The following is a 26,616-nucleotide window of genomic DNA, read 5'->3' on the forward strand; positions in this document are numbered from 1 at the left end:
TTAACCGACGCTGTGTTCAAGACTAATGGCGAGGAGTTTCTGGGCTTCAACGGCAAATTCCAGCGGCAGTTCAGAGAACACGTCCTTACAGAAGCCGTTAACAATCATTGAAATCGCATCTTCTTCACTGATCCCGCGTTGCAGGCAGTAGAACAGCTGATCTTCACCAATACGTGACGTAGTCGCCTCATGCTCGAGCTGGGCGCTGTTATTGCGGCATTCGACATAGGGGAAGGTATGCGCCCCGCAGTCCGCACCAATCAACATGGAGTCGCACTGGGTAAAGTTACGTGCGTTGGTGGCTGTCGGCATGATTTTCACCAGCCCGCGATAGCTGTTCTGGCTGTGACCGGCAGAGATCCCTTTGGAGATGATGGTCGATTTGGTGTTTTTACCGATGTGGATCATCTTGGTGCCGGTATCGGCCTGCTGATGACCGCTGGTCAGCGCCACGGAGTAAAACTCACCGATGGAGTTGTCGCCGCGCAGAATACAGCTCGGGTATTTCCAGGTAATGGCGGAGCCGGTTTCTGACTGCGTCCAGGACATCTTACTGTTTTCACCTTCGCACAGCGCACGCTTGGTGACGAAGTTCAGAATACCACCGGTGTTGCCATCGCCCGGGAACCAGTTCTGTACCGTAGAGTATTTCACTTCCGCGTCTTTATGGATGATCACCTCTACCACCGCCGCGTGCAGCTGGTAGCTGTCGCGCACCGGCGCCGAACAGCCTTCGATATAGCTGACGTAGCTGCCTTCATCGGCCACCAGGATGGTGCGTTCAAACTGGCCGGTTTTTTCCGCGTTAATGCGGAAATAGGTTGAGAGCTCCATCGGGCAGCGCACACCTTTAGGCACGTAGATAAAGGTGCCGTCTGACGCCACCGCCGCATTCAGTGCCGCGAAGAAGTTATCGTTACTGGGTACCACGGTGCCAATGTACTTTTTCACCAGCTCCGGGTGATCGTGAATGGCTTCCCCAAAGGAGCAGAAAATTATCCCCTGCTCCGCCAGCTTTTCACGGTAGGTGGTTGCCACCGAGACGGAGTCAAAAATGGCGTCCACCGCCACCTCTTTACCTTCGCGCACGGGCACGCCGAGCTGATTGAAGGCCTCTTCCACCTCTTTACTCAGGAAGCTGTTCTCGGCACCGGTTTGCTGTACCGCGCCGGGCTGCGAGGCACAGGTATCATCGCAGCTGCCGCATGAGGGCGCGGAGTAGTAGCTGTAATCCTGATAGTTCAGCTTATCGTAATGCGCTTTCAGCCAATGGGGTTCTTCCATCTCCAGCCACGCGCGGAATGCGCTCAGGCGAAACTCCAGCATCCACTCCGGCTCGTTACGTTTCGCCGAAATGGCGCGCACGACCTCTTCGTTGATGCCTTTCGCCAGCTCATCGGTTTGCAGCTGCGTGAAGAAACCCTCTTTATAGTTGAGGTGTCCGCCGCTCCAGGTGTTTACATCACTCGTTGCTTCAGTATTACGAGACATAGTACCGCCTATACCCCAAAGCTTTCGCCGCAGCCGCATTCGTTCTGGGCTTTCGGGTTATGAAATTTGAATAACTGGTTTAAACCTTCCCGAACGTAGTCGACTTCGGTTCCATCGATAAACGGCATAGCCTGTAGCGCGACGTATAACTTTGCACCGTCGGTTTCAAAGACCAGATCGTCCTTTTTGGGTTCGGTTACGGTATCCAGCACGTAGCCGAATCCTGCGCAGCCCGTCTGCTTAACGCCTAAGCGTACGCCGAGGATGTCGGGATTTTTTGCCACCAGCTCATGAATATGCGCCGCCGCCGCAGGCGTCAGCGTTAAGCCACGCCAGGCAAAATCGGCCGGATTGAAGGTTTCTGAATGCAGTTCCATAGGTCCACCTCATCTGATAAGCCACCAGGGCATAACACCATGTTAGTGATAACGATTATCACTTCAACCCCCTGCGAGCAGGGGCTTTGGGCTAAACCGCCCTTTTTGGCTACTTTCATTAAGCATAGACCCTGTGACGGGATGCGGATGGGTGGGTTAGTTTTGTTCAATGCATTGATAAATAATGCATTTCATAAGAAAGGCGGTAAGGTGGCGGGCAATAATAAAAATTGTATTGAAAATACCTATTTTTGAGATAGCTAAAGTACGCCCAGGCATCATATACATTTTTTACGTATGCCTCCCCCTTAAGCCAGGTTCTTTTTAATTCTTTTTTGCCTTACCTGGGCGCGCATAAAGACGTTTGATGGATAAGTTAACCATTATTTATCAGTCTGATAGTGGTTAAATTCCGATCATGATTAATTACATAAACTCGTCCCTTTTCGGCGTAATGTTTCCCTTGTTAACCATTTATTCAGTAAGGGATTAAATTATGTGGAGTGCCCATAAAGCCGCAGTTCATGCTCGCCAGCATGCAGGTCAGTATAGCCAGAAAAGATGTGCAGAATTTGTTTCAAAATCCATTCGCGCCGGCGGTGCTAATCTACAGAACACACATTATGCTAAGGATATGAAAAGCAATTTAATTCTGGCGATCCTGCTTCTGCCCACTCTCGCATCAGCTGCACAGAAGTTACCCCCTGAGGTATCCGCTGCCCTTCAGTTTAATAAGTGGTACATCTCGCAAATTATTATCGGGAAAGAGCCCCTGAAAAACTATGAAGCGCTGAGGCCATATGTAACCCGTGAAACCATCAGCAAACTCAAAGACATGGATAAGCTGGATCCAGATGAATATGACGTGCCTGACGTCGATTTGTTCATCAAGGCTCAGGGATATGAAGATGACTGGGACATCGTCAGTGCGCGGGCGCTGGATTACGATGCCGCCTGTATGCAGGTTTATATCTCATTCGGCAAAAAGCGGGATCACACCGTGATTGACTGCATGCTCAAGGAAGATGGCGTGTGGAAAGTTGAATCCGTGGCCAGTATGAATATTTCAGACAATCTGATGATGGAATAAACCGACGATATGACAGGGGTACTGATGCTATGCATCTTCGCGGATACCCCTGTCGTATCGCCAGAAAGCAAAAATCCCGCGCTGGCGGTTTACCGTTGACCCCCTTAACATCAGTGATGGAACGAGACGGCGAAACCCTGTTCACGCCAGTGGTCGAGCTGCTCCTGTTGACGAGGCGTAGGTGCTTTACCGGTCCAGACGAAAATTTTTTGTCCAGGGAAAAGTTCCGGACGTGGAGAATCAATGGGTTCAGCCAGCACGTCGATATGCCAGCCCTTGTAGGCAAGACGGGCCGCTTCCAGCCACAAATGCGTACGGTCGTCGCACTCCCATCCAACCAGTAGCGCATCTTTACCTGCTTTTTTTCGTGATTCAACCAGGCTAGTAACGGCAAACTCAATCAGGACACCGTCGAGCAGGCTCGCCATATGACGCACCGTATTCTGATCCTGATTCATTCGCTGACGCACAGGGGTGATGATGTTATCTATCAGAACATCCATCGCATGGTCGCGGCGGAACTCACTGATTTTGGCGCGCAGTTTTGCCGGATTGGCATAGCGCAGAACGGTTAACATCTCTTCCTGAAACGATGCCCAGTTCCCATGCGTCATCACTTCTGTATTTTCAAGAAGCGCTTTTACTTTACCGACCGAAACACCCGTTTTCATCAGGCGTTTAATCTCTTCGATACGCAGGATATCTTCATCGTCAAACTGACGATGACCCCCTTCACTTCGCTGCGGCTTCAACAATCCATAACGGCGCTGCCAGGCACGCAGCGTAACGGGGTTGATACCGCATCGTTCGGCCACTTCGCCGATACTGTAATAGGCCATTAACTCCCTCACGCACAATACTTCCATACCTAACCAAACCAACCTTATCAGATTGTACAAATCATTTGTATAACTAACTCCTCGTTCTGAGACAAGTGAATGGCTCAAAGAACCCCTCACTCGTTAATGTATTGTTGTATAAATTTAGCCGTACGTACAGGTCACTATTAAGAGTTACGTACAGGTTTTTATAAATCGTACTTTTTCTCGGGCCAGGCAATCGCCGGAATGCCCCCCAGACGCGGGCTGGCGAAAAGGTGTCCCTGGAACTGAGAAATCCCGGCGGATTCCAGCCACATCCACTCTTCAGCCAGCTCTACGCCAACCGCACAGAACAGAATTTCCAGGGACGCACAGCATTTAATGATCGACTGAATGATCGCCTGACGCGGGCCGCTCTTGTGCACGTTGGCAATCAAATCACGGTTGATCTTGATTCTGTCCGGCTGGAACTGGGCCAGCAGTTGCAGACCGGCGAATCCCGCGCCAAAGTGATCGATGGCCACGCTGATCCCGGCGCTTTTAAGCTGTCTGACCGCGCTGGTGAACTCTTCAAAGCGCGAGATGGCCTCGCTCTCGGTGAACTCGACTACAATTTGCTCCGACACAAAACCGTTCGCCTCAATTGCCGTCAGTAAAAAATCGACGGCGCCAGGAACATTGACCAGCGTCATCGGCAGCAGATTAATGGACAACGTTTGAGTCTGTAGGCCCAGCGCGCTGGCCATCGACAAAGCCACCTGTTTACTCTTCAGATCCGATTCGTACAGCGCCTCACGCGACAGGTTGGCAAAATAGCTTTCCGGGGACTCACCGGACGGCGTGCGGATCAGGGCTTCCCAGGAAACAACCTGCTGCATAAACGGATCGACGATAGGTTGAAACGCGAAACTACAGTCCGCTCCCTTTGCCACTACCGTCGGCTGGGAGGATAACGGCGTGTTTTCGGTGACAAACTCCCAGGCGTCAGCCGGAGGCAGCTCAAAGTAGTTGGCTTTTTCAGTGGCCTCAACGAAGGTGCGGAAAAATTGCAGGGCGCGATCGTTATAGGTCAGCTGATAGCGGCTTGTGCCTTTATCAAGAACCTGTTGCAGCACTTCGTTGGTGTCGTACTGACGAAGGTCGAAGAGCTCCATACCCACATTGCCAAAACGTCTTGAAGGCCCGTGATCGCTCAACAATTCGACCACGTTGTGATGCCGTGGGTCACGGCAAATGAGCTCATAGATCTCCTTAACGTTATCAGCGGGCCCTTCAAGTAACTGAAAAAAGTGTGTGCCGTTAAACAGCAAAATCCCCGTCACATCGAACTGGCGATTTCTACAATTTGCAGCAGCGACCATGTCTTCCAGCGCTTTCACTGGAACGTCCTCGCAGATATGACTGCGGTAAATGATGGTTGTGAGCATGCTAATCCTGAAGATTGAAGGGGTGACCACGAAAACACGTGGGGAGAACTCTGTTATAGCACATTAATTTCCCAACAAATAATTTACATCTCAACGATTTACACGGCTTCTTTGCGCCTTTCCCAAGCTTGTACAACTCTGCGACGCCGCTTTGGATTGTACAATATATTTTGTGAATCACGCAGTAAAGTGTGCGCACATAACACTATGATAAATAAAGACTTTATAAAATATATTATAAAATATTTAAAAAATTGTACATTTTAAATGTACAGATTTGAAAATTATGTATACCTTAAATGTAACGTTACTGATTACAGAATTTTACAGGAGCGAAACATGCAGCAGAACGGACACCTCGCAGACTCGGCAACAGCGATTGCGCAGTATTTCGAAAAAGCCGCGCTTCCAACCCAACAGGAAACATTGGGTCAGGTTGTTGTTGAAATCCTTAGCGACGGGCGAAATCTGAATCGCAAATCGCTCTGCACAAAACTGTTGAGTCGCCTTGAAAAGGCCAATGGCCCGGAAGAGGAACATCATTATCACCTGCTTCTTGGTCTGCTCTTCGAACGTTAATGTCATGAACAGCAGTGATGCGGACAGACTGATCGACAAGCTTATTGGAGAAGCCGCTCTTTCACTTTTGAAGGAGCGCGGTCCCGTGACGACCGAGGGATTGGTTCAGCGTCTGCGTAACATGCAAGCCTGTGAGACGGATCCCCAGCGGCGGGAGACATTAGCGAGGGTGATAGCTGAAATCAGTTCAGGCACGGTCGCTTTCAAAGGTCGCAGAACCGCACAAGGACGAATACAGAGAGAGGGATTTCTCAAAAATAATCGAGACAATGTAGTGCCGTTATTTGGAAATGGAAAACCGTCCGATCCCAAAAAGATGCATTGACTACAACTTTACAGCAACGGTGAGAACAAATGAGACAAAATATTCAGCTTCAACCCGAATACCACTCCGCCTTTTTAGATAGCGCGTTGTCGGAGTATTTCCGTCACGCAGGCGATCGCTTTGCTGAAGAGTCTGCCATTTTTTCGACTGCGGTTCGTTGTGTTCTCGCTTCTGAAGGTCATCTGACCAACAAAGCGATCATTCTCTGGCTGATCCAGACGCTGGAAACTACCGACGATGTCGTTAAGGCGGATGTGATCCGCAAGACGCTGGAAATTGTTGTCGGTTATACCATGGACGATCTTTAACGCCTCTCCCTTCCCATCCCTACGGATAGCGTGTCATCGTCAATTCTGACGAACAGACTGACGATGACACACCCTCTCTTCCCTGACGCCCTGTTAATCAAGCACGCTGAATGTGGCATGGTTCCTGCTTAGTCCGCTAAGGGACTGGGCTTTCCAGTAAACATTGCTTCATTTCTTAACAGGTCTGTTATTGATGAAAAAAATCGCCAGCGTCTGCCCTTACTGCGGTGCAGGCTGCAAACTAAACCTCGTCGTGAAAAATAACCGGATTATCCGTGCCGAAGCCGCTGATGGCGTAACCAATCAGGGCACGCTTTGCCTGAAAGGATTCTACGGCTGGGACTTTCTTAACGACACACGGCTGCTTACCCCCCGTCTGACGCAGCCCATGATCCGCTACAGCAAAGGTGAGTCCTTTACCCCTGTTACCTGGGAAGAGGCCATTCGCTATACTGCTCACAGGCTTAAAAGCATCAAAGATCAGTACGGCCCTCGATCCATTATGACCACGGGGTCCTCGCGGGGAACGGGCAATGAGACCAACTATGTGATGCAAAAATTTGCCCGTGCGGTGCTGAACACTAACAACGTCGACTGCTGCGCCCGCGTCTGTCACGGTCCGTCCGTTGCCGGTTTACAGGAGACCCTCGGCAACGGTGCCATGAGCAATTCCATTAACGATATTGAAAACTCAAAATGCCTGCTGGTGTTCGGCTATAACTGCGCCGACTCTCACCCCATCGTCGCCCGACGCGTGCTTAAAGCACGTGAAAATGGCGCAAAAATCATCGTCTGCGATCCGCGTCATATTGAAACGGCACGCATTGCCGATCTTCATCTTCAGTTGAAAAACGGCAGTAACATGGCGCTGGTCAATGCCTTTGGCTATGTCCTGCTTGAAGAGGAACTGTACGACAAAAACTACGTTGCCCGCTTCACAGAAGGGCTTGAGGCTTACCGACTGACGGTAAAAGATTACGCACCCGAGCAGGTTGAACATCTGACGGGCATTCCCGCGCGGGATGTTCGTCAGGCAATGCGCATGTTCGCGGCGGCGCCTTCAGCAACGGTAATGTGGGGAATGGGCGTTACGCAGTTTGGTCAGGCGGTTGATGTGGTGAAAGGTCTCTCCAGCCTCGCGCTGCTCACCGGCAACCTGGGCCGCCCTGCCGTCGGCGTAGGTCCGGTTCGCGGGCAAAATAACGTTCAGGGTGCCTGCGATATGGGCGTTTTGCCCAATATGTTCCCCGGCTACCAGGATGTCACTGACCCGGCGGTCAGACTGAAATTTGCCGATGCGTGGAAAATCAATGTCAGCCGGATGGACGATCGCGTCGGGACGCGTATCACCGAAGTGCCGCATCTCGCGCTGGAAGGTAAGATCAAAGCCTATTACATCATGGGGGAAGATCCGCTTCAGACAGAAGCCGATCTGGGCCTGGTCCGCCGCGGCTTTGAGTCCCTCGATTTTGTGGTGGTTCAGGACATCTTTATGACCAAAACGGCAGAGGTGGCTGACGTACTGCTCCCTGCCACGTCATGGGGAGAACATGCTGGCGTGTTCACCTGTGCCGATCGCGGCTTCCAGCGTTTTGGCAAGGCCATTGAGGCCAGCGGCAACGTCAAGCGCGACTGGGAGATCATCAGCCTGCTGGCCACGGAGATGGGCTATCCCATGCATTACGAGAATAACCAGCAGATCTGGGACGAAATGCGCGAGCTGTGCCCCCTCTTCTACGGCGTGACCTACGAAAAAATGGGCGAGATGGGCCATGTCCAGTGGCCCTGCCCAACCCTTGATCATCCCGGCACACCCTATCTGTACAGGGATAATCAGTTCGACACCCCCACTGGCAAAGGCCAGCTGTTTGCTGCCCCCTGGCGCGCTCCGGCCGAGACACCGGATACGGAATACCCGCTGGTACTTTGCACGGTGCGCGAAGTCGGTCACTACTCCTGTCGCTCAATGACCGGGAACTGCGCGGCGCTGCAAAGCCTGGCCGACGAGCCGGGCCGGGTGCAAATGAACCCGGCCGACGCGGATGAGCGTGGGATCGCCGACGGCCAATTGGTCTGGGTACGTTCACGCCGGGGTAAAGTGATCACGCGCGCCAGCATCAGCGAGCGCATCAATGCGGGAGCAATCTATATGACCTACCAGTGGTGGATTGGCGCCTGTAATGAGCTGACGCAGGATAATCTAGACCCGATCTCCAGAACGCCTGAAACGAAATATTGCGCCGTGCAGATGGAGGCGATCGAGGACCAGCGCTGGGCGGAGGATTTTGCGGCTTCTGCGTACCAGACCATGAAGACGCGGTTGATCGCTGCGGTTAACGTTTAAATGCATTGCCGGGTGGTGGCTATCACTGCCCGGCCAGCTATCCGCTGGCGTTTTACGCTATCTGTTCTGCATAATTATTTTCAAGGTAATCGCGAAGCAGGTTCGGACGGCTCTTTTTCTCCATCAGCCTTCTCAATAGTACGATCAGCTCGTAATCGCTTCGCAGATTAAATTTTTGCATCAGCATATATTTATGGGTAAAGACCGTTTTCTGGCTCATCTCCAGCGTCTGAGCGGTCTGCACTACCGACAGCCCTCGGTAAAAATTGACCAGAATACGAATTTGTTGCCGGGATAACCCTTTATGCTGGCAGTCGAAGCAGTTATGTTTAGTCCATGTGTAACCCGGTAATTGCGTCCTGAACCACGCGATAAACAGTACGCCACTGATACGATCAAGCGATGCACGGCGAGGGAGAAAAATAATGTCCTGAAAGCAGGAGGGCAACGCCGAAAAGCGCAGTTCATCGTCGACAAACCCTAGCACAATCCCTTTTTGCCGGGCGAGTAACTCGGGAAAACAGGTCAGTGTTTCACCCTGGCATAATGACAGGACAATAATATCGGCCTGACTGACGTTTTCATGGGTCAGCGCCAGGTTAAATGTGATGGCACGATGAAAGTTATGTTTAAAAAAATCCTCGAAAAATTCATGTAGCCCAGCCTGAAAAAATAGATCGGTTTCCTGAATCAGAATATTTAACATAGCTCATACCAACGTCTTTAAAAAAGGCATATCACCGGCGCTCAGTTGTACTGCATCGTCATCACCACAACTGCACTGATGCTTCCCGGCGTGACGCCACCCGTCACGGATTTAACCGAGGCCTGCATAGCCATTGTCGCGGTTCTGTCGGCACCAATAGTTTGAGTCATGCCAGAGCCTGTTCCTTTAAGCGTACCCGTTTGGGCATCGCGCATGGCTATCGCCACGTGCGTGGCCGAACCGCTGTTCATAAAATAGTCCGCGCCCGCCGCGGGATCGGGGCTGCCGGTAAAAGAGACGGTCACACTTTGCGTTCCCGTTGGGCACTGGGTGAACAGCAGACTAAATGGCACCGGATCCGATGTTGAGCCCGGCGTCGCCATATTGGTTGCCTGAATATTGCCCAGATTGACATCGAGGCTGTTACTCCCGCCATTAAATATGCACGGCGACGCAACGATATTTCCCGTCACACCGATGTTGACGCTATCAGCGGTGAAAGCCTTCCCGCTGAGTAAAGCCAGTAACAGCAGTGTCCCGTATATTATTTTCATCTTCGTACCTGCTACTGATAGGTCAAATTAAGGGTGGCGGAGGCATTTGCTGAACCTGACTCCACGCGGTTCAACGTCTGGTAATATCGGGCCGTTAACGGCAATGTCTCTTGCCCGCCGGCAGACTGCCGCAAGAATAGTCGGCTGTTCATCACCAGCGGCACACCGTTATAGATAAGCTGCACCCCAACCCCTTTTGCGGTGCCGGCATTCCCCTGCCCGGTTAAGGCCATCACGCTGGTATTGGCGCTGTCCGGATTCTGTATTCCACTGAGCGAGACCGTAATATTGGTTCCGGCGGCGCAATTTAAGCCCAGGTTTTGCGTGTTCTGTGCTCCCGCTGGCGTGGTGCCCACCACGTTGCCGAACGCCGAGGCGGGGATATCCCCGATCGGAAACGTCAGCTGTGACGTATTCACCGTGCACGCCATGGCATTAATGGTTCCGGCGGTGAGCTGCGTGGTCAGGCCGTCACGATAGATGCCGTCGCTCCCCTGAAGCGTCACGACGCCGATCGCCCCCGGGGTTAACGCCCCCGATGAGACCGCACCAGTCACCACCAGCTCAATCCTCCCGCCATACCAGTCGACATAGGAGGTCTGCGCATTGTACGAGAACGTATTGCTCGGGTTTTCAAAATAGGCGTTGGAGGAAAAGCGTATGCCTATCCCGCTGACGTTAGTGTTGTAAACATGATTGCCGTAGCTGCTCAACGTGGCGCTGTTGTAGCGCATGCTGAATCCCAGCATCAGCGGATTAGCACATCCAGTAAGATAGGAACCGGTGGCTGTCGCCGCGCCGGAAAAGACCACCGTGCCGACAGGCGCATCACGCTGCACGTTAATCGTCCCCACGGACAGGGTTGACAGCTGCGGCGTGATGGTGGTGCACGTACCGGCACGGGCGAGGTTTCCCGCCGCGAGCAAACAGAGAAGCAAAATCACGATAAGCCATTTCATGTTAACGTTCCTGACGGCAGGAGGCGCGCATGTCAGCGATCCCACCGAATGTTGAGTGTGTCGGCAGGCTGAAATCAGCGCGGCATTGCTGGCTGGGCTGACTCCCCCATGTCGCGACTAACGTCCCCTCCTCGCGCATACCGGTTAAATAAACCTGGCCGCGATCGCCCACAATAAAACTGCTGCTCTCATCACCGACAAGGGTGACCACCGCCCCAAACGGAACGGCGTGTTCGTTGTCGGTCAAGGTCATCAGCACCCGGCGACCTGACTTCGGCAAATAATCGGCTCTCACCACCGCTCCCCGCGTCGGCGTCACCGTGCGGGTGTTGATCTCCAGTTCGACATCCTCCGGCATATTTTCCGGATCGAGAGTGAGATCGTTTTTTCGGTAGACCGAAAGGTTGCTCACGACCGTATAACCGCGAACATCTGTCCGTACACCGGGCTGATTGCGGATATCCACGCCGTGGGCGCCAGGCGCTTTAATTAAGGCGTTGGTCTCCCCCAGCGGCTGAGAAAGCGTGATGCCATCAGCATGGGCGAGAATGCCGCCTTGTAGCCCGTAATTCAGGCGTTCACTGTTTTTGTCATAACCATACCCCGCCGTGGCTTCGCCATAGGTGCCTCTGTAGTCCGCGTTAACGTTGCCGGTATAGCCCACGCCCTCTGTGCCGTATCCCTGCTGCACGTTCCAGTTCAGGGCTCGGTTTTCGAGTGCCACCCCGTTCAGACCGATGCTGTGTATCGTCCCGTTATTCCTGCTGGCGTTCATGCCATAGTTCGCCCATGTCTGCGGCAAAAATTTATCCAGCGGAATGCTGATGTTGAACGCCAGAAGCTGGTCGTGAACAGCGTTTTTTTGGTTGTCGCGGGTTTCTGACGCTGAGCGGACATTTTTGCTGTAGGTCCATGTCAGGCCATAGCTGATGTTGTGCCAGTAGTTGCTATAGCCGACGCTCCACGAAGCCATCGACTTACCGTCATTCCAGTAATCTTCCTGCGCCGCACTGAGGGTAAGCGCGCCCAGGTTGTCCCCCAGCGTCTGGCTCATTGTCAGCTCGGCACGGTTACGTCGCCTGTCCTGAAGCGCGCTGCTGTCGCCGTACGAATCGAGGACCTCCTGCATCCCGTAATAGCCGCGGGTCGAGTAGCGATACCCGGCAATCGAAAAGTTCGTCCCGGTATTAATAAAATTCTTGCTGTATCGGGCCCGCCACGACTGACCGCTTGTTTTCGCGGCATGCTCCGGCGTTGACCAGCCCTGGGTGAGGTCTGCGGATATCGCCCCGAAATCGCCCATGTTCTTGCCCACCCCCAGAGCCGCCGACTGGTACTTATCTGCCCCCTGAACGCCGCCATAGAGCGTGAGGCCGTAAGGGAGGCCGTAGATTCCGGTCAGTTGCCCGAAGGGGGTTTTCTCCACGCTACGGTTATACGATCGATACTGCCCGGCGGTAAGGGCATATTTCAGGCGCCCCTCCCGTTGCAGGACCGGCAGCGAAGCGTACGGCAGGGCGAAATGTTGCTCACTGCCATCAGCTTCGACGATCGTGACATCAAGATCGCCCGCGCCGCCGGTGGGATACATATCCGGGATCTCAAACGCGCCCGGCGCCACATAGCTTTGGTAGATTTGATAGCCATTCTGACGCACCACGACCTGCGCGTTAGTTCGCGCAATACCGCGCACCACCGGCGCATAGCCTTTCAGGGAATCCGGTAGCATGTCGTCGTCGGACGCCAGCTGGACGCCGCGAAAAGGCATGCTGTCAAAGACATCGGCAGGGGCGGAACTGTCTCCGAGCGTAAGCTGGGCTTGCAGGGGAATAATCGCGCGCTGCATCAAGGTATAGACATTGTCCCACTTATCCTGGCCGGACGCATCGCGGGACCAGGTGGTGTAGTTGCGTAACCGCCAGGGACCGACGTTGATCCCCGGTCGCAGGTTTGCATACTGACTTTCGCTGCGGGTGCCTGCCCCGCTTCTTGCCCGGCTGTTCGCGCCGCTCAGGCTGTAGTTGAGCATAGCCGCGGTAATGCCTTCATCCCACATCTCCGGCGGAACGTAACCTCTCGCTGGCAGATCTATGGCCGCCTGTGGGATGCTGATTGCCAGACGCTGGGCGCCAAACTGGAAGTCCGCGCTGGCCTGTGGAATCGCCTTGAGATCGGCGCATTCTCCTTGCCCGGCGTCGAGCTGCGGGAAAAGCGCCGTTTTCACGCCCCACGCTTTTAACTGCCTGATACTCAGGCACGGCTGCAACGTTTCACTGCCGTTAGCATCCTTCACTGCCATGAAACGAATATCCCGCGTTTCCAGCAGCCGCTCGTCAAGAATAATATCCACGTGGTACGTCCCGGGCGCCTGCGAGCCGGATTCAAAGGCAGATAAATCCGCTTTTCCCATTCCGGGATTATCCAGTTCTACCAGTTCCGTATTAAACGTCTCACTGGCCCACAGTGTGGGAGAGAAACCCGCAAGCGCGAGGGCAATGAATATTGCCAGGCGCGCAGGCTGCACTGTATTAAATGCCGTTGTCATGACGAGCACCCGATTAATGCAAAGGGATCACAAACTGGCCCGGTGTAATTCGCCAGGATTGCCATAATCGTTAATGACTTTAAACGTCAGCGTATTGCCATTGGTCCCATTCGGTAACGGGAAACGAACTGAGCCTGAAGGCATTACGTACGTGACATCATCAAGTTTTTTACCCCCGACCGTTATTTCATTGAAATTGATAACGTACGGCGTTGGGTTATTTACCTGCAGAGCATTTCCCGCACGATGCCAGGTTAATTTGTTGGTTTGTTCCTCAGGGGTAGACGCACGAAGGCTCTCTGGCCGATAAATAAGTTTAATGCGCGTTTTGACGGCAATTTGCAGCGAGTTCATCTGCTTTGAAGCTGATGGAATAGCTTTAATGTTCAGCCAGAATAAACTCTCCTGCCCCTGAGGCAGCGAGCCTGTCATGACAATACGCTCAAGGTTTTTTTGCCCGCCATCCAGCCGATACAGCGGAGGCGTAATAATAAAAGGCGCTTTACCGGATTGCCCATCCTGAACATCAATCCACGACTGGATTAAATAAGGAACGTCATCAGGATTGGTGATACTTATTGACGCTTCTTTTTTTGCCCCATCGAAAATAATGCGGGTGCCGCCAATAACTACTCCAGCACTGGCGGATGTTAACGTCAGCGATAACAGCGCCATCGCCAGGCCAGTTGTCGTTATAAAACGCATTTCAATACCTCATAAAACAAGGGGCCGGGAAGCCCCCTGCTAATTACTGCCAATGACTTAGTTGTAAACCACTGAGAAGTTCGCGACCGAGTTAGCCGGGCCCGCGGTCACGGACGCTGCGGTGGAGATATACTGCGCGTAGAAGTTCAGTGTATTATCAGCCGTACTGCTGAGCGCGTAGGTATAGCTGTTGCTGCCGTACAGCGGCAGATCGGCTTTATCTGCAGTCATCAGGTTAATCGCTACCCCTGTGGCCGCCCCCGCTACGGACGTATCAATCGCCAGCAGGCTGGCGTTGGTTAAATCCGGCGTACCGTCAAAACGGACTTTTGCATTGGTGACCGTCACAGGACAGTTTTTCAAAATAATATTAAACTGCGTCGCAGCCGTTCTTGCTCCCGCCGTCGGGAATTCCGTTTTATAATAATCGCCCAATACCACCACCTGGTTCTGAGATGCCACATCTACGTCGCAGGCAGAATCCAGAATATTTCCGTTAAAATTAACGGTACCTGCCGCTGCAAATGCATTGGTCATGGTGAGTACAGAACCTGCCGCTAACATTGCCATCATCAATTTATTATTCATAATTCTCTTTCCTGTATTACTTTATTTATTACCGACATTCAGTTGCAGAAATAAAACCCCTTTCGACGAATCAAAATTTATACAACTCTTTTTCTACGCACAATCGATTTTAGGGTCTAGCTGTAGACTCTCTTTTAACAAAAACAAAACAAATTACTTTGGAAATATCTTAACAATAAAGTCCCCGGTCTACTTTTAGACCTAAGTCAAAAATGTTTCAAATTCAACTAATTAACACTCATTAATAGGCAAGTCTATAATTAGACTCGACGAAAATATTCCCTGACTAACTGTTTTTTAAGATAATTCTTTATGTCGATCAAAAAATGATCGCATCAGTGTATGAGGCCTCTTATGAACACCCGTATTGCGCCCGTTTCAGGTAATGAAATAACAACAGTGCTTGGCGCTAAGCCTCTTAAGCACATTGAAAAAATAATCGATAATGTTTTGCCGCATACGGAAAGATGCATCATGGCTAAAGGTGAAGTCATCCATTATTATTCCGGTGATATCCGCCAGTGCTTTTTACTGTTACATGGCAGCGTGGCATTGCATCGTCGAGGTGACGGTATCGTCTTAAATTCCGAATCCGCACCTTTTATACTCGGCGTGAGCAGCCAGTTTTCTTCTGAGCACCTCTACGTCAGAGCGCTGGAAACTTCAGAGGTGGCTAGCGTTACGCTGGAGCGTTTTAATCACGTAGTCGCACAACAGAATTTATGGGAGTCCTTCTCGAACCTGCTGATCTATACCGCATCGCGCGTTTACGAACATTGTGCCCAGATATCGCAGATGTCGGCTTACGACATTATCCGCTTTCAGCTGGTAGAACTGATGCAGGAGCCGGAAGCCATAAGACAAAGCATTACCGCCGCAGCCTATATCAAAAGCCGCACCTATCTTTCACGCAGCGGCATTATGCGGATCCTGGCGGAGTTGCGGACGGGGAAATACATCACTATGGAGCGCGGCGTGCTAATCGAGATCCATCACTTACCCCGCAAGTACTGAGGCTGTTTTTATCTCTGGAGAAGGTGGAAAATAAGAGCGACACTATAGAAAGTACAGTCTCTTTCCAGGTTAACGCTATGTCTTCTGACAAACCATCGCATCGCGGCTCTCCCTATGCCCAGGAACTGATTTCCCACTTACAGCCGCACTGCGCCACGTATAAAACCGATCCCGGTGAGCAACTTGATCTCTAGGTTAACGGGCAGAGTATGTGTTATTTAATTCTCGAGGGCACAATCGCGATATACAGAAGAAGCGACGACATGATGCTTACCACCGCGCGCAGTCCCGCCCTGTTTGGTCTCGCTAATCTGACGGACATATATTTTAACGATTATCTCAAAACGGTGACGCCATGCCTGATCGGCGTGCTAGCAACCGATCGGGTGGCAGAAGTTATCAAAGAGAAGGCGTTATGGGGGCTGCTTTCTAATCATCTGATGTTTATCTATAACCGCCTTTATCACAACGTCATGCCGAAAGGTGCGCCAACGGCTTACGAGATGATTCGTCAGCAGCTCATGATGCTGATGCAGGAAGATGACAGCTACCGACGCAGCGTGACGGCGGAAAGGTACATCCGGGATAAAACCCGGCTTTCCCGCAGCGGCGTAATGCGGATACTGGCTGACCTGAAAACGGGCGGGTTCATCGAAATGGAAGAAGGCCGGCTCATTAAAATTAACAAGCTGCCTGCCAAATACTGATTTTCAGACACAAAAAAGGCCGCGCGGGCGGCCTTTTCTTCACTGCTCAATGGACGTGAACGCCCAACCGCCAGGCAAAGTAGATCTCTTCTTTCAGCTCGTTTGAAGAGAGCGCCAGCAAATCCGTAAATTCCAGCTCAAGTTGTTTCAGCTTTTTCAGGTACTGCGCCGGAGACAGATTGCTTTTATCGCGACGTAAATATTCAATTGCCAGCTGTGTTGGGGTTATTTCAGTATCCATGATGTCCTCGCTTATGTTCAAAACGTGACCAGTATATCACAATCAGACGGCTAATTTTTGACCAAAAGCAAGACATTCGGAAACTTTACACAACGGCCGTCGTCAGTCTGGATGAACAACACAGGCGATCCTGCTCGTCCAGAATATCAATCTGCCACACCTGATGACGACTTCCGGCGTGCAGTGCGCGGCAAACACCGCGCACGCGCCCGCTGCGAACGGAGCGGATGTGGTTGGCATTGACCTCCAGCCCGACCACCTTCTGCTCCCCTTCCGTACACAGGTAACCCGCGACCGACCCCAGCGTTTCGGCCAGCACGACGGACGCACCGCCGTGCAGCAGGCCAAACGGTTGATGAGTACGGCTGTCTACTGGCATCGTCGCTTCAAGTTCGGTATCGCCAATGCGCGTAAACTGGATATCCAGCAAACCGACCATGTTTTCTGCACCCATAGCATTTAAGGCCTGCAGAGTGACCGCACGTTTCCAGATCATCCGATAATCTCCAGTAAAGCCTGCAAGGGATGGCGAACGCCGTTACCTTCCACCCGTTTCACCTGGCTGCGGCAGGAGTAGCCCGTCGCCAGACAGCGGTTACGCGGCAGGCGCTGCATTGCCTGGTGCCACGACAGCTCGTAAATGCCGAGCGAGTTAGCGTGGTTTTTGACTTCATGACCGTAGGTTCCGGCCATACCGCAGCAGCCCACGCTGACGCTTTCCAGCTTCGCGCCAAAGCGCGCGAAGATAGAAGCCCATTGGGCAGGCGCCGTCGGCAGCGCGGTCACTTCGGTACAGTGCCCAAACAGGTACCAGGATTCTCCGCTGACCTCCTGAGGGGCCGTTTGCTTCAGCACCGCAGGCAGCCACTCATGCACCAGTAAGACCTGAAAATCACCACGCTTATCGCCGAGCGTCTGCTTATACTCATCCCGGTAACAGAGCACCAGCGCCGGATCGACGCCCACCATTGGCATATCGAGCTGCGCCACGCGATTCAGGAAATCTGAAGTTTTCTGCGCGGTTTTCGCGAAGCGGGTCAGGAAACCTTTAATGTGCTGCGCCTTGCCGTTCGGCGAGAACGGCAGTACCACCGGCTGGTAGCCAATTTTCTCTGCCAGACGGACAAAATCAGCCACCACCTGCGCATCGTAATAGCTGGTAAACGGATCCTGCACCACCAGCACCACCTTCGCTTTCTGCTCAGAGCTTAATGCTTCCAGTTGTTCCAGGGTCATGTTCGCCGAGCGGTGCCCCACCAGCCGACGCTGGAGCGATGGCACCGACAGCAGCGGCAGATCCACCATGCCGATATGTTTTTCAGACAGTTTGCGCACCAGCGGCTGATTGATAAAGAAGTTAAAGGTTTTTGGCGCACGAGCCATTAGCGGCGCGTAACTCTCCACCGTTGCCACCAGATGATCGCGCATCGGGCGCAGATAACGCGTGTGGTACAGCTGGAGGAAGCGGGAACGGAATTCCGGCACGTCAATTTTAATCGGACACTGGGTTGAACACGCCTTGCACGCCAGGCAGCCGGACATCGCCTCTTTCACCTCATGCGAGAAATCGTATTCGCCTTTATTCGCATGCCAGCTGTTGCGGGTCCGTTCGATGAGCCTGCGCAGGCTGGCGCGTTTTTCCGGCAGCTCCAGTTCCAGCTTGAGCGGGTCAATGCCGCGGTCAGCCAGCAGGCGCAGCCATTCGCGCACCAGCGTCGCACGTCCTTTTGGGGAGTGGATGCGGTTGCTGGTGATTTTCATCGACGGACACATCGGGCTTTTCACATCGAAGTTGAAGCACAGCCCGTTGCCGTTGCACTCCATCGCGCCGCGCCAGGAAGCGCGAACCGCAATCGGAATTTGTCGGTCATAGGTGCCGCGCTTGACGGCGTCTACCTGCAACATCGGCGCATCAACGCCCTCTGGCGGGCAGATTTTACCCGGGTTAAGACGGTTATCAGGATCAAAAGCGGCTTTCACCTTACGCAGCTCGGCGTAGAGTTGTTCGCCAAAAAACGCCGGGCTGTACTCGGCGCGGAATCCTTTGCCATGCTCTCCCCATAACAAACCGCCATATTTGGCCGTAAGGGCCACGACTTCGTCGGAGATCTCCTTCATCAGGATCTCCTGCTGCGGATCACACATGTCCAGCGCCGGGCGCACGTGTAGCACACCCGCGTCAACGTGCCCGAACATGCCATAGCTCAGACCATGGCTGTCGAGCAGCGCACGAAACTCCACAATATAATCCGCCAGATGCTCCGGCGGCACGCAGGTATCTTCCGCAAACGGAATCGGCTTCGCCGCCCCTTTCGCGTTACCGAGCAGCCCCACCGCCTTTTTACGCATCGCGTAGATTCGCTCGATGCCGGAGAGGTCGTTACACAGCTGCCAGCCAATGACGCCGCCTTCCCCCTGTGCAATCAGCTCATCCAGACGCTGGCAGAGCGTGCTCACCTGGCTCTCAATCAGCTCTGCGTCATCCCCGGCGAACTCGACGATGTTCAGACCGAGCATCTCTTTATCCGGCACGTCGGTAATCAGTTCGCTCACCGAATGCCAGACAATATCTTCCCGGGCCAGGTTCAGTACTTTTGAATCAACGGTTTCCACCGACAGCGCCCGCGCCTCCACCATAAACGGGGCATTACGCAGCGCGGAGTCAAAGGAGTTGTATTTGACGTTCACCAGACGGCGCACCTTCGGCAGCGGGGTGATATCCAGACGCGCTTCGGTGATAAAGGCCAGCGTCCCTTCTGACCCGGTCAGTACGCGGGTAAGATCGAACTGGCTCAGATCGTCATTAAAGACATGGCGCAGATCGTAGCCCGTCAGGAAGCGATTGAGCTTCGGGAATTTGTCGAGGATCAGTTCGCGATTTTCGCGGCAGCGCTCCAGCACGGTGCGATAAATCCGTCCGCTGGTGGTGCTCTCTTTTGCCAGCGTTTCAGCCAGTTCGACCGGCAACGGCTGGGTATCGAGAATATCGCCCCCCAGCAGCACCGCCCGCACACCCATGACGTGATCGGAGGTTTTGCCGTAGACCAGCGAGCCCTGCCCTGAGGCATCGGTGTTGATCATCCCGCCAAGGGTTGCGCGGTTACTGGTGGAAAGCTCGGGCGCAAAAAAATAGCCATACGGTTTTAAAAACTGATTCAGTTGATCTTTGATTACCCCCGCTTCCACACGCACCCACCCCTCTTCCGGGTTGATCTCAATGATGCGATTCATATAGCGGGACATATCAACGATGATGCCCTGGTTCAGCGCCTGCCCATTGGTGCCCGTCCCGCCGCCGCGCGGGGTAAAGACCAGGGAGCTGAAACGCTCCTGCGACGCCAGACGGGCGATGAGGGCCACATCGGCGGTAGAGCGCGGGAAAACGACGGCATCGGGAAGAAGCTGGTAAATGCTGTTATCGGTTGCCATCGTCAGCCTGTCGGCATAATCGGTGGCGGTATCACCTGTAAAACCCTGTTGCTCCAGTGCCTGCAAAAAATTAAGCACCAGTTGAACGACGCCCGGTGCCTGAGAAATCTGTGGGATCATTGCTGTCGACCCTAATGAGAATAGTGTGAAATCGTTTGCGTTGTGTCTGGAAAGTTTTATCACATTTTTTTCTTATGTGCTTCGTAGAATTACGGGCAAAATCCGCCTGTCAAAAATCGCTGAAATCACTAATGATTAGAGAGATGCGGTTTATATTCCCATCAGCCTTGCTGGTGTTCATTTAAGGAAAGTTTCGTTTATGGTCAATCTTCGTCAGCCCAGGGATGTCGCACAGATACTGCTGTCGGTGCTGTTCTTAGCCATTATGATTATTGCGTGTCTGTGGATTGTTCGTCCTTTCGTGCTCGGATTTGCCTGGGCCGCGACCGTCGTGGTCGCAACCTGGCCTTTACTCTTACGTTTGCAGAAACTGCTGTTTGGTCGCCGCGGCCTTGCCGTGCTGGTGATGACGCTGCTGCTGTTCCTGCTGTTTATTATTCCCATTGCGCTGCTGGTTAACAGCCTGGTTGACAGCAGCGGCCCGGTTATTCGCGCGGTCACCAGCGGTGACATGACGCTGCCGGATCTCGCGTGGCTGAACAGCATTCCTGTTTTGGGCGCAAAACTATACAGCGGCTGGCACAGCCTGCTGGAGATGGGCGGTAGCGCCCTGATGGCCAAAGTGCGCCCGTACATCGGCACAACCACCACCTGGTTTGTCGGGCAGGCTGCGCATATTGGTCGCTTTATGATGCACTGTACGTTGATGCTGGTCTTCAGCGCCCTGCTGTACTGGCGCGGCGAGCAGGTTGCGCTGGGGGTACGCCATTTCGCCACCCGGCTGGCAGGTAAACGCGGCGATGCGGCCGTGCTGCTGGCAGCCCAGGCCGTTCGCGCGGTGGCGCTCGGCGTGGTGGTCACAGCGCTGGTGCAGGCGGTGCTTGGCGGTATCGGGCTGGCGGTTTCCGGCGTACCTTATGCCACCATTTTCACCGTTGTCATGCTGATGACCTGTCTGGCACAGCTTGGTCCGCTGCTGGTGCTGGTTCCCTGCATTATCTGGCTTTACTGGACGGGGGACACGACCTGGGGCACGGTGCTGCTGGTCTGGAGTTGCGTGGTGGGCACCATGGATAACGTGATTCGTCCTCTCCTCATCCGCATGGGCGCTGATCTGCCGCTGATTCTGATCCTGTCCGGGGTGATCGGGGGGTTGATTGCCTTCGGCATGATTGGCCTGTTTATCGGTCCGGTGCTGCTTGCGGTAACCTGGCGTCTCTTCTCTGCCTGGGTGCATGAAGTGCCGCCACCCGGAACCGATCCGGACCTCATCTTAAGCGAACTTGAAGAGCTGGAAGATAAGAACGCGCAGTAATAACCTTTGCCGGGTGGCGCTAACGCTTACCCGGCCTACACTCTTCGCAGGAATACTTAAACGTTGCTAAACTATTTATTCTCTGCGCACTGGTCAGACCCGCCTTTTCATGCCTAAAACCGTCATTCTCTTCAAGAAATCTTTACCTCCCTTTAACTATTGAGACGAATCCGATCGACTCATAAAGTTGGCATGCCTACTATTAAGACACGGTTATAAATCAACACCTTGATTTATAAGCATGGAAATCCCCTGAGTGAAACAACGAATTGCTGTGTGTAGTCTTTGCCCATCTCCCACGATGGGCTTTTTTTTTATTTACCTTATGCTGAGCGCACAGGATTTAGGCGTGTTTTAAACGAAAAAACCGTTCATTACAGACGGATGAATAGCGATGAAAGAGTTTTACTGTTTAGTTCCATTCGTCATAAGCATATGCCATTTCACTATCAACTGAATATCTTTCTCGTACCAACAGCCAATTGGCGTTCCTAAAAACGCCATCATTTAGCTTTATCTTTTATACTTTTTTCAACCTGAGCATGAAGATTCATGCAGTTTATATACCCTTCTCTACGCGCTGCGTTGACTTCCGTAGCGTGTCTTAACTCCATTGCTAACAACTTATCTTCCATGACAGAAAGGCGATAAATCAGGGCGCACACAATCATTAAAAGAATAATGAATAACACCGAAATATCTACAACCACTTAACCTCTCCAGTTACTTATTGAATCCTGAGTTCTGACGCTATGCACTGTAGTTCTTCGTTTTCCCTGCATTGCGTTGTCATGTAGCCGTTGCACAGGGAACTTAAATCAGACAGAGTCCGTATATTCATTTAAATTTCATCTTTTATAGCTCATCAAACCTATCAGGCTATCTGGCGCAGTCCTGCAACCAGCAGAGGGTGAGGAGTAGCTATATCAGTTCCAGGCTCAGAGCAAGGCGGCTAAGACTATTCTTATGCGAACTATTTTTTTAAGTTATTAGTGCTTTGTAAGTTCATTTTCCTCTTTTGATTGCTTGAAAGAGGACTCGCCTTTGTGGCCAGGCGAGTCCTGAATATTAATTTTTACAAATTTCACTCCTACTCAACATCTGCCATTCCCCCTCCAGCACCCGCGTCTCCCCGGTCACCTGCACGTTCACCACCTCGCGAATATCCGCCGAGGACGCGCCAACCTGTAGCTCAAATTCACCTGGCTCGACAATTCGCTTCCCGTCCCGGCGGGTGAAATTAAACATCTCCACCGGCAGGGTAAAGGTCAGGGTGGCGGTTTCTCCCGGTGAAAGCGTAACGCGTTGAAACGCTTTCAGCTCCTGAAGCGGACGAACCTGCGTCGCGACTTTGTCACGCACGTACACCTGTATTACTTCGCTGCCGCTGCGCTCCCCGATGTTGCTGACTTCGACGCTTAACACCACCTCTCCGTCGACCGGGACGTGGCTTTCAGCGAGACGCGCCGCACTCCAGCGAAACTGCGTCCAGCCAAGACCGTAACCGAACGGGTAAAGTGCGCCGAAATGGAACGCAAACGGCGTGCCGCCGCTTTTCAGCTTGTGGTTATAGTAGTACGGCATCGCCCCGGCGTTTTTCGGCACGCTGACTACCAGCCTGCCCTGCGGCTCCGCGCGGCCGGTTAAGATATCGGCAATCGCCCAGCCCCCTTCCTGCCCCGGCGCCCAGGCCATCATCAGCGCGGCCACCTTCTCTTCCAGCCCCTGAAGGTTATAAGGACGCCCGCCCGTCATGACGACAATTACCGGCTTGCCGGTTGCCACCAGCTCCTCAAGCAGCTGTTGCTGCACGCCCGGCAGATTCAGCGAATCGGTATCCGATCCTTCCCCCACGGTGCCGCTCTGGAATAGCCCGGCGAGGTCGCCCACGCAGGCCACCACCACGTCACTCTCTTTTGCCGCGCTCACGGCTTCGGGGATCAAATCCGTGCGTTGTGAAACCGGCGATTGCTGCATCGGTTTACCGCCGCTGTCGCCCGGGAACACCGGCGCACCCGCCATCCGTTTTTCGATAATGTGGCACCCTTTGGCGTAACGTATCTGCGATGCACCAAGGTACTGTTCCAGCGCCGCGCGCGGGGTTGTCACCTGCGAGGTCTCTTCAACCATATCGCTGATGATCAGGTGAACCGGGAAGCTGTAGCCGCTCAGCAACGCCAGCGGATCGTCCGCCGTCGGCCCCACTACCGCTACACGGGGTTTTCCGCCGAGGGGCAAAATGCCGTTATTTTCCAGCAGCGTGATCGATTTTGTTGCCACCTCGCGCGCCACCTGCCGGGTCGCCTCATTCTGCAAATCGATACCTTTTTCGTCGGCGTACGGTTTTTCAAACAGCCCGAGACGGAATTTTTCACTTAGCACGCGCGCCACAATCTCATCCACTTTCGCCATTGAGATAAGCCCACGCTCTACCGCTTCCGCCAGATGACGCGCGCAGTCATCCTTCGGCAATTCCACGTCCAGCCCGGCGTTAAACGCCAGCGCCGCCGATTCTGCTGGATCGTGAGAAATCCCGTGGTGCTGGTGCAGCAGGCTGACGCCGCCGTAATCCGCGACAATAATGCCGTCGAAGCCCCACTGATCACGCAGCACGGTGGTGAGCAGGAAATGGTCGCTGTGCCCTGGCTGATTATCGATGTCATGATAGGCTGGCATCACCGAACCGGCGTTGGCCAGCTTCACCGCCATCTCAAACGGTAGCAGGAAGGTATCGTTTAGCTCGCTGAAACCCAGATGGACCGGCGCATGGTTGCGCGCCCCTTCGCTGAAGGAGTGCCCCACGTAATGTTTCAGGGTCGCCAGCAGATCGCGCTTATCGCCCTGCAACCCCTTCACGTACGCCGTCGCCATCACCCCTACCAGCCACGGATCTTCCCCAAAGGTCTCTTCCGTCCGTCCCCAGCGCACATCGCGCGAGACATCCAGCACCGGGGCCAGCCCCTGCTGGCACCCGACAGACCGGGCCTCATTGCCAATCTGCTCCGCCGCGCGCTGCACCAGCGCCGGGTCCCAGGTGGAACCGTAGTTCAGCGACGACGGGAACAGGGTTGCATCTTTGCACAGCAGCCCCACCAGACACTCCTCATGAAACAGCGCCGGAATGCCGAGCCGGGTCTCCTCCATCATCATACGTTGCAGGCGGTTAGCGGCACGCACGCCGGTTTTTGCATCAACAATGTGCGTGCCGAGCGGACGGGTGATCTGCCCGACGCCCAGCTTCAGCCTTTCGCTGAGGGACGCCTGTTCGCTCACGCCGGCGAACTCATCGCTCAAATCGCTGCGCTCGCGGTGGTTGCCGTGTTCATCGAGGATCAGCCAGTACGCGTGCATCTGGGCAAATTTCTCTTCCGGCGTCATACGCGCCAGTAAATCAGCGACACGCTCGTGTACGGGACGTCCCGCGTCCTTGTAGATCACAGTCATGGTTTACTCCTGTAGTGCGGATTGGGTTACCGGGCTGAGCTGCCCCGCATCGTTTCGAATGTCTCGCTTGCTGGCCAGCTCACGGGCAATGGAATCCACCAGTCGGCTGTTGAGTTTGTAGATAGCAAGGAGCGCCACCATGCAGAGGAACAGCGCGCAGGGGATCAGGGTGAACAGGGCATTGATGGTTGCGAGGACGTGAGGCGCCTGGTTTGCCTGTCCGGGCGCGTAATCCACCATGCCCAGCACCCAACCGACTACCGCCCCACCCAGCGCCAACCCAAACTTGATGGCAAACAGGGCGGTAGAAAAGACCAGCCCGTCCAGACGGCGGCCGCTGCGGTGTTCTTCGTAGTCCACCACATCGGAGAACATGGTCCATTGCAGCGGCGTGGTCAGGTTCTGAATAAAACTAAACACAATATTCAGACCGAATATCAGCCACACCTGCGAAGGAGGAATGAAGAAAATCAACGCGCCAAAAATAACGAAAGAAATAATGGTCCACTGATAGGCGCGTACGCGATCAAATTTCCCCAGCAGGCGTTCAGATAATAATGCGCCGCTTAAGGATGCCACCATGCCGGAAACAATAAAGGCAAAGACCAGTTCAGGACGTAACAGAACATAGTTAACGTAATACATGGTCGCAGAGCCACGCGTCACGACGGCGGTTAACAGTAAAATATTAAACAGAAAAACAATTCGCCACTGGCTGTTGGCGGCCAGCAGTTTTAAATCCGTCAGCATCGAGCCGGAGGTGTCATTGCGTGGCGAGTAACGCTCCCGGGTCATAAAGAAGCAGCAGAAGAATAAAACAATACCCAGCAGCCCCATCAGGCTCATGGCATAGAAATAACCTTTTTGCACATTCCCCTGACCTAATAATGAGACCAGCGGCAGCGCGATGACCGTTACAATCAACCCGCCGATAAACGACAGGCCAAAGCGCCAGGATTGCAGCGAGTGGCGCTCGCGCGGGTCGAGCGTCAGCGCGCCGGGCATGGCGCAGTATGGAACGTTAATCGCGGAGTAGATCAGGCTCAGGATGGCATAGGTTACGCAAGCATAGACAATTTTCGCCGTCTGCCCGGCATCCGGTACGTAGAAGGTAATCAGGCAGCTCACGCCAAACGGAATGGCAAACCAGAGCAGCCAGGGACGAAAACGACCGTGGCGGGTCTGAGTGCGGTCCACCAGCGCGCCAATGCACGGATCGACAAACGCATCGATCACGCGCACCACTAAAAACATGGTGCCCATAATGGCCGCCGGCAAACCGAATACGTCCGTATAGAAATAAGCGAGAAATAACGTTGCCGTTTGCCAGACCAGCGCGCTGGCCATATCACCGAGGCCATAACCTATTTTATCTTTGGTACGTAACACAGAGGAGATTGTCATTGTTATTAGCCTTTTTATCAGGTTAAAACGTATTTCAACCAGTCGCGCATCATCCCGACGGATGTACGCGGTAAGGCTCAAGTATTAGCAACGCCCTGCCCACTAACAATTGTCTAAATTAAC

At 53.4% G+C, this 26,616-nt stretch carries 23 protein-coding genes, 1 other RNA gene and 1 pseudogene; 9 read left to right on the forward strand and 16 right to left on the reverse strand.

Features of this window, described 5'->3' with window-relative positions; all coding sequences use genetic code 11:
• Together sufB and sufA are read right to left on the reverse strand one after the other, a co-directional pair.
• Positions 1-1,491, reverse strand: coding sequence for a Fe-S cluster assembly protein SufB (gene sufB / locus L350_RS15665; protein WP_003857739.1), 1,491 nt, complete (start codon positions 1,489-1,491; stop codon positions 1-3).
• Between the two features lie 8 nt (positions 1,492-1,499).
• Positions 1,500-1,868, reverse strand: coding sequence for a Fe-S cluster assembly scaffold SufA (gene sufA / locus L350_RS15660; RefSeq protein WP_022647873.1), 369 nt, complete (start codon positions 1,866-1,868; stop codon positions 1,500-1,502).
• A 496-nt stretch (positions 1,869-2,364) separates the two neighbouring features.
• On the opposite strand from sufA, the gene L350_RS0122245 reads away from it, so the two are divergent.
• Positions 2,365-2,958 (forward strand): DUF3828 domain-containing protein, encoded by a 594-nt coding sequence (locus L350_RS0122245; protein ID WP_240183871.1) that lies wholly within the window; start codon positions 2,365-2,367, stop codon positions 2,956-2,958.
• 110 nt (positions 2,959-3,068) lie between these two features.
• Here L350_RS0122245 and L350_RS15650 read toward each other — a convergent pair whose 3' ends face one another.
• Both L350_RS15650 and L350_RS15645 read right to left on the reverse strand, forming a co-directional pair.
• Positions 3,069-3,797 carry a MerR family transcriptional regulator gene (locus L350_RS15650; protein WP_023299929.1) on the reverse strand — a complete coding sequence of 243 codons (729 nt, stop codon included), beginning with the start codon at positions 3,795-3,797 and terminating at the stop codon, positions 3,069-3,071.
• Between the two features lie 188 nt (positions 3,798-3,985).
• Positions 3,986-5,206 carry a diguanylate phosphodiesterase gene (locus tag L350_RS15645; RefSeq protein ID WP_032624376.1) on the reverse strand — a complete coding sequence of 407 codons (1,221 nt, stop codon included), beginning with the start codon at positions 5,204-5,206 and terminating at the stop codon, positions 3,986-3,988.
• A 339-nt stretch (positions 5,207-5,545) separates the two neighbouring features.
• Between L350_RS15645 and ycgZ the strand changes: the two genes are divergently transcribed.
• From ycgZ to fdhF, 4 genes are all read left to right on the forward strand, one after another.
• Positions 5,546-5,785, forward strand: a complete 240-nt coding sequence (ycgZ, locus tag L350_RS15640; RefSeq protein WP_032624377.1) for a regulatory protein YcgZ — start codon at positions 5,546-5,548, stop codon at positions 5,783-5,785.
• A 4-nt stretch (positions 5,786-5,789) separates the two neighbouring features.
• On the forward strand, positions 5,790-6,110 hold the full coding sequence (locus tag L350_RS0122250; protein ID WP_032624378.1) for a hypothetical protein: 321 nt from the start codon (positions 5,790-5,792) through the stop codon (positions 6,108-6,110).
• A gap of 29 nt (positions 6,111-6,139) precedes the next feature.
• The gene (locus tag L350_RS15635) at positions 6,140-6,418 is read left to right on the forward strand and encodes a biofilm/acid-resistance regulator YmgB/AriR (protein ID WP_022647868.1); all 279 of its coding nucleotides are present in this window, start codon (positions 6,140-6,142) and stop codon (positions 6,416-6,418) included.
• Positions 6,419-6,611: 193 nt separating this feature from the next.
• Positions 6,612-8,762 (forward strand): formate dehydrogenase subunit alpha, encoded by a 2,151-nt coding sequence (gene fdhF / locus L350_RS15630; protein WP_032624379.1) that lies wholly within the window; start codon positions 6,612-6,614, stop codon positions 8,760-8,762.
• A gap of 52 nt (positions 8,763-8,814) precedes the next feature.
• On the opposite strand, the gene L350_RS15625 is transcribed toward fdhF, so the two are convergent.
• From L350_RS15625 to L350_RS15600, 6 genes are read right to left on the reverse strand one after another with little or no spacing between them, the layout of a single operon-like run.
• Positions 8,815-9,468: a helix-turn-helix transcriptional regulator gene (locus L350_RS15625; RefSeq protein ID WP_032624380.1), complete on the reverse strand. Its 654-nt coding sequence runs from the start codon at positions 9,466-9,468 to the stop codon at positions 8,815-8,817.
• Between the two features lie 41 nt (positions 9,469-9,509).
• Entirely contained in the window at positions 9,510-10,022 is a 513-nt protein-coding gene (locus L350_RS15620; protein ID WP_022647865.1) for a fimbrial protein, read from the reverse strand.
• A gap of 11 nt (positions 10,023-10,033) precedes the next feature.
• A complete protein-coding gene (locus tag L350_RS15615; protein ID WP_032624381.1) occupies positions 10,034-10,981 on the reverse strand; it encodes a fimbrial protein in 948 nt (315 codons plus the stop codon).
• Between the two features lies 1 nt (position 10,982).
• A complete protein-coding gene (locus L350_RS15610; protein WP_032624382.1) occupies positions 10,983-13,526 on the reverse strand; it encodes a fimbria/pilus outer membrane usher protein in 2,544 nt (847 codons plus the stop codon).
• Positions 13,527-13,553: 27 nt separating this feature from the next.
• On the reverse strand, positions 13,554-14,231 hold the full coding sequence (locus L350_RS15605) for a fimbrial biogenesis chaperone (protein WP_022647862.1): 678 nt from the start codon (positions 14,229-14,231) through the stop codon (positions 13,554-13,556).
• Between the two features lie 57 nt (positions 14,232-14,288).
• On the reverse strand, positions 14,289-14,819 hold the full coding sequence (locus L350_RS15600; protein ID WP_032624383.1) for a fimbrial protein: 531 nt from the start codon (positions 14,817-14,819) through the stop codon (positions 14,289-14,291).
• A 354-nt stretch (positions 14,820-15,173) separates the two neighbouring features.
• On the opposite strand from L350_RS15600, the gene L350_RS15595 reads away from it, so the two are divergent.
• Both L350_RS15595 and L350_RS15590 read left to right on the forward strand, forming a co-directional pair.
• Positions 15,174-15,833 (forward strand): winged helix-turn-helix transcriptional regulator, encoded by a 660-nt coding sequence (locus L350_RS15595; RefSeq protein ID WP_022647860.1) that lies wholly within the window; start codon positions 15,174-15,176, stop codon positions 15,831-15,833.
• A gap of 77 nt (positions 15,834-15,910) precedes the next feature.
• Positions 15,911-16,540, forward strand: a pseudogene (locus L350_RS15590) (helix-turn-helix domain-containing protein).
• A gap of 46 nt (positions 16,541-16,586) precedes the next feature.
• Here L350_RS15590 and L350_RS15585 read toward each other — a convergent pair.
• The 3 genes from L350_RS15585 to L350_RS15575 all read right to left on the reverse strand — a co-directional run bounded on the left by L350_RS15585 (position 16,587) and on the right by L350_RS15575 (position 20,330).
• Entirely contained in the window at positions 16,587-16,781 is a 195-nt protein-coding gene (locus L350_RS15585; protein WP_003857766.1) for a YdiH family protein, read from the reverse strand.
• A gap of 85 nt (positions 16,782-16,866) precedes the next feature.
• The gene (gene menI / locus L350_RS15580; protein ID WP_022647858.1) at positions 16,867-17,277 is read right to left on the reverse strand and encodes a 1,4-dihydroxy-2-naphthoyl-CoA hydrolase; all 411 of its coding nucleotides are present in this window, start codon (positions 17,275-17,277) and stop codon (positions 16,867-16,869) included.
• Positions 17,274-20,330 (reverse strand): D-2-hydroxyglutarate dehydrogenase YdiJ, encoded by a 3,057-nt coding sequence (locus L350_RS15575; RefSeq protein ID WP_032624385.1) that lies wholly within the window; start codon positions 20,328-20,330, stop codon positions 17,274-17,276. The genes menI and L350_RS15575 overlap by 4 nt, the downstream gene beginning before the upstream one ends.
• Positions 20,331-20,529: 199 nt before the next feature.
• Here L350_RS15575 and ydiK point away from each other — a divergent pair, with 199 nt between their 5' ends.
• Complete coding sequence (gene ydiK / locus L350_RS15570; RefSeq protein ID WP_032624386.1) at positions 20,530-21,645, forward strand: AI-2E family transporter YdiK; 1,116 nt, start codon at positions 20,530-20,532, stop codon at positions 21,643-21,645.
• Positions 21,646-21,854: 209 nt separating this feature from the next.
• Positions 21,855-21,962: antisense sRNA RprA (gene rprA / locus L350_RS23095), an RNA gene on the forward strand.
• A gap of 186 nt (positions 21,963-22,148) precedes the next feature.
• On the opposite strand, the gene L350_RS15565 is transcribed toward rprA, so the two are convergent.
• The 3 genes from L350_RS15565 to L350_RS15555 all read right to left on the reverse strand — a co-directional run bounded on the left by L350_RS15565 (position 22,149) and on the right by L350_RS15555 (position 26,493).
• The gene (locus L350_RS15565) at positions 22,149-22,355 is read right to left on the reverse strand and encodes a hypothetical protein (protein WP_022647855.1); all 207 of its coding nucleotides are present in this window, start codon (positions 22,353-22,355) and stop codon (positions 22,149-22,151) included.
• A 358-nt stretch (positions 22,356-22,713) separates the two neighbouring features.
• Complete coding sequence (locus L350_RS15560; protein WP_032624387.1) at positions 22,714-25,089, reverse strand: glycoside hydrolase family 3 N-terminal domain-containing protein; 2,376 nt, start codon at positions 25,087-25,089, stop codon at positions 22,714-22,716.
• Between the two features lie 3 nt (positions 25,090-25,092).
• Entirely contained in the window at positions 25,093-26,493 is a 1,401-nt protein-coding gene (locus tag L350_RS15555; RefSeq protein WP_032624388.1) for an MFS transporter, read from the reverse strand.
• Between the last annotated feature and the right edge of the window lie 123 nt (positions 26,494-26,616).

Source organism: Enterobacter sp. MGH 4 (assembly GCF_000534735.1).
GTDB classification, from domain to species: domain Bacteria; phylum Pseudomonadota; class Gammaproteobacteria; order Enterobacterales; family Enterobacteriaceae; genus Enterobacter; species Enterobacter intestinihominis.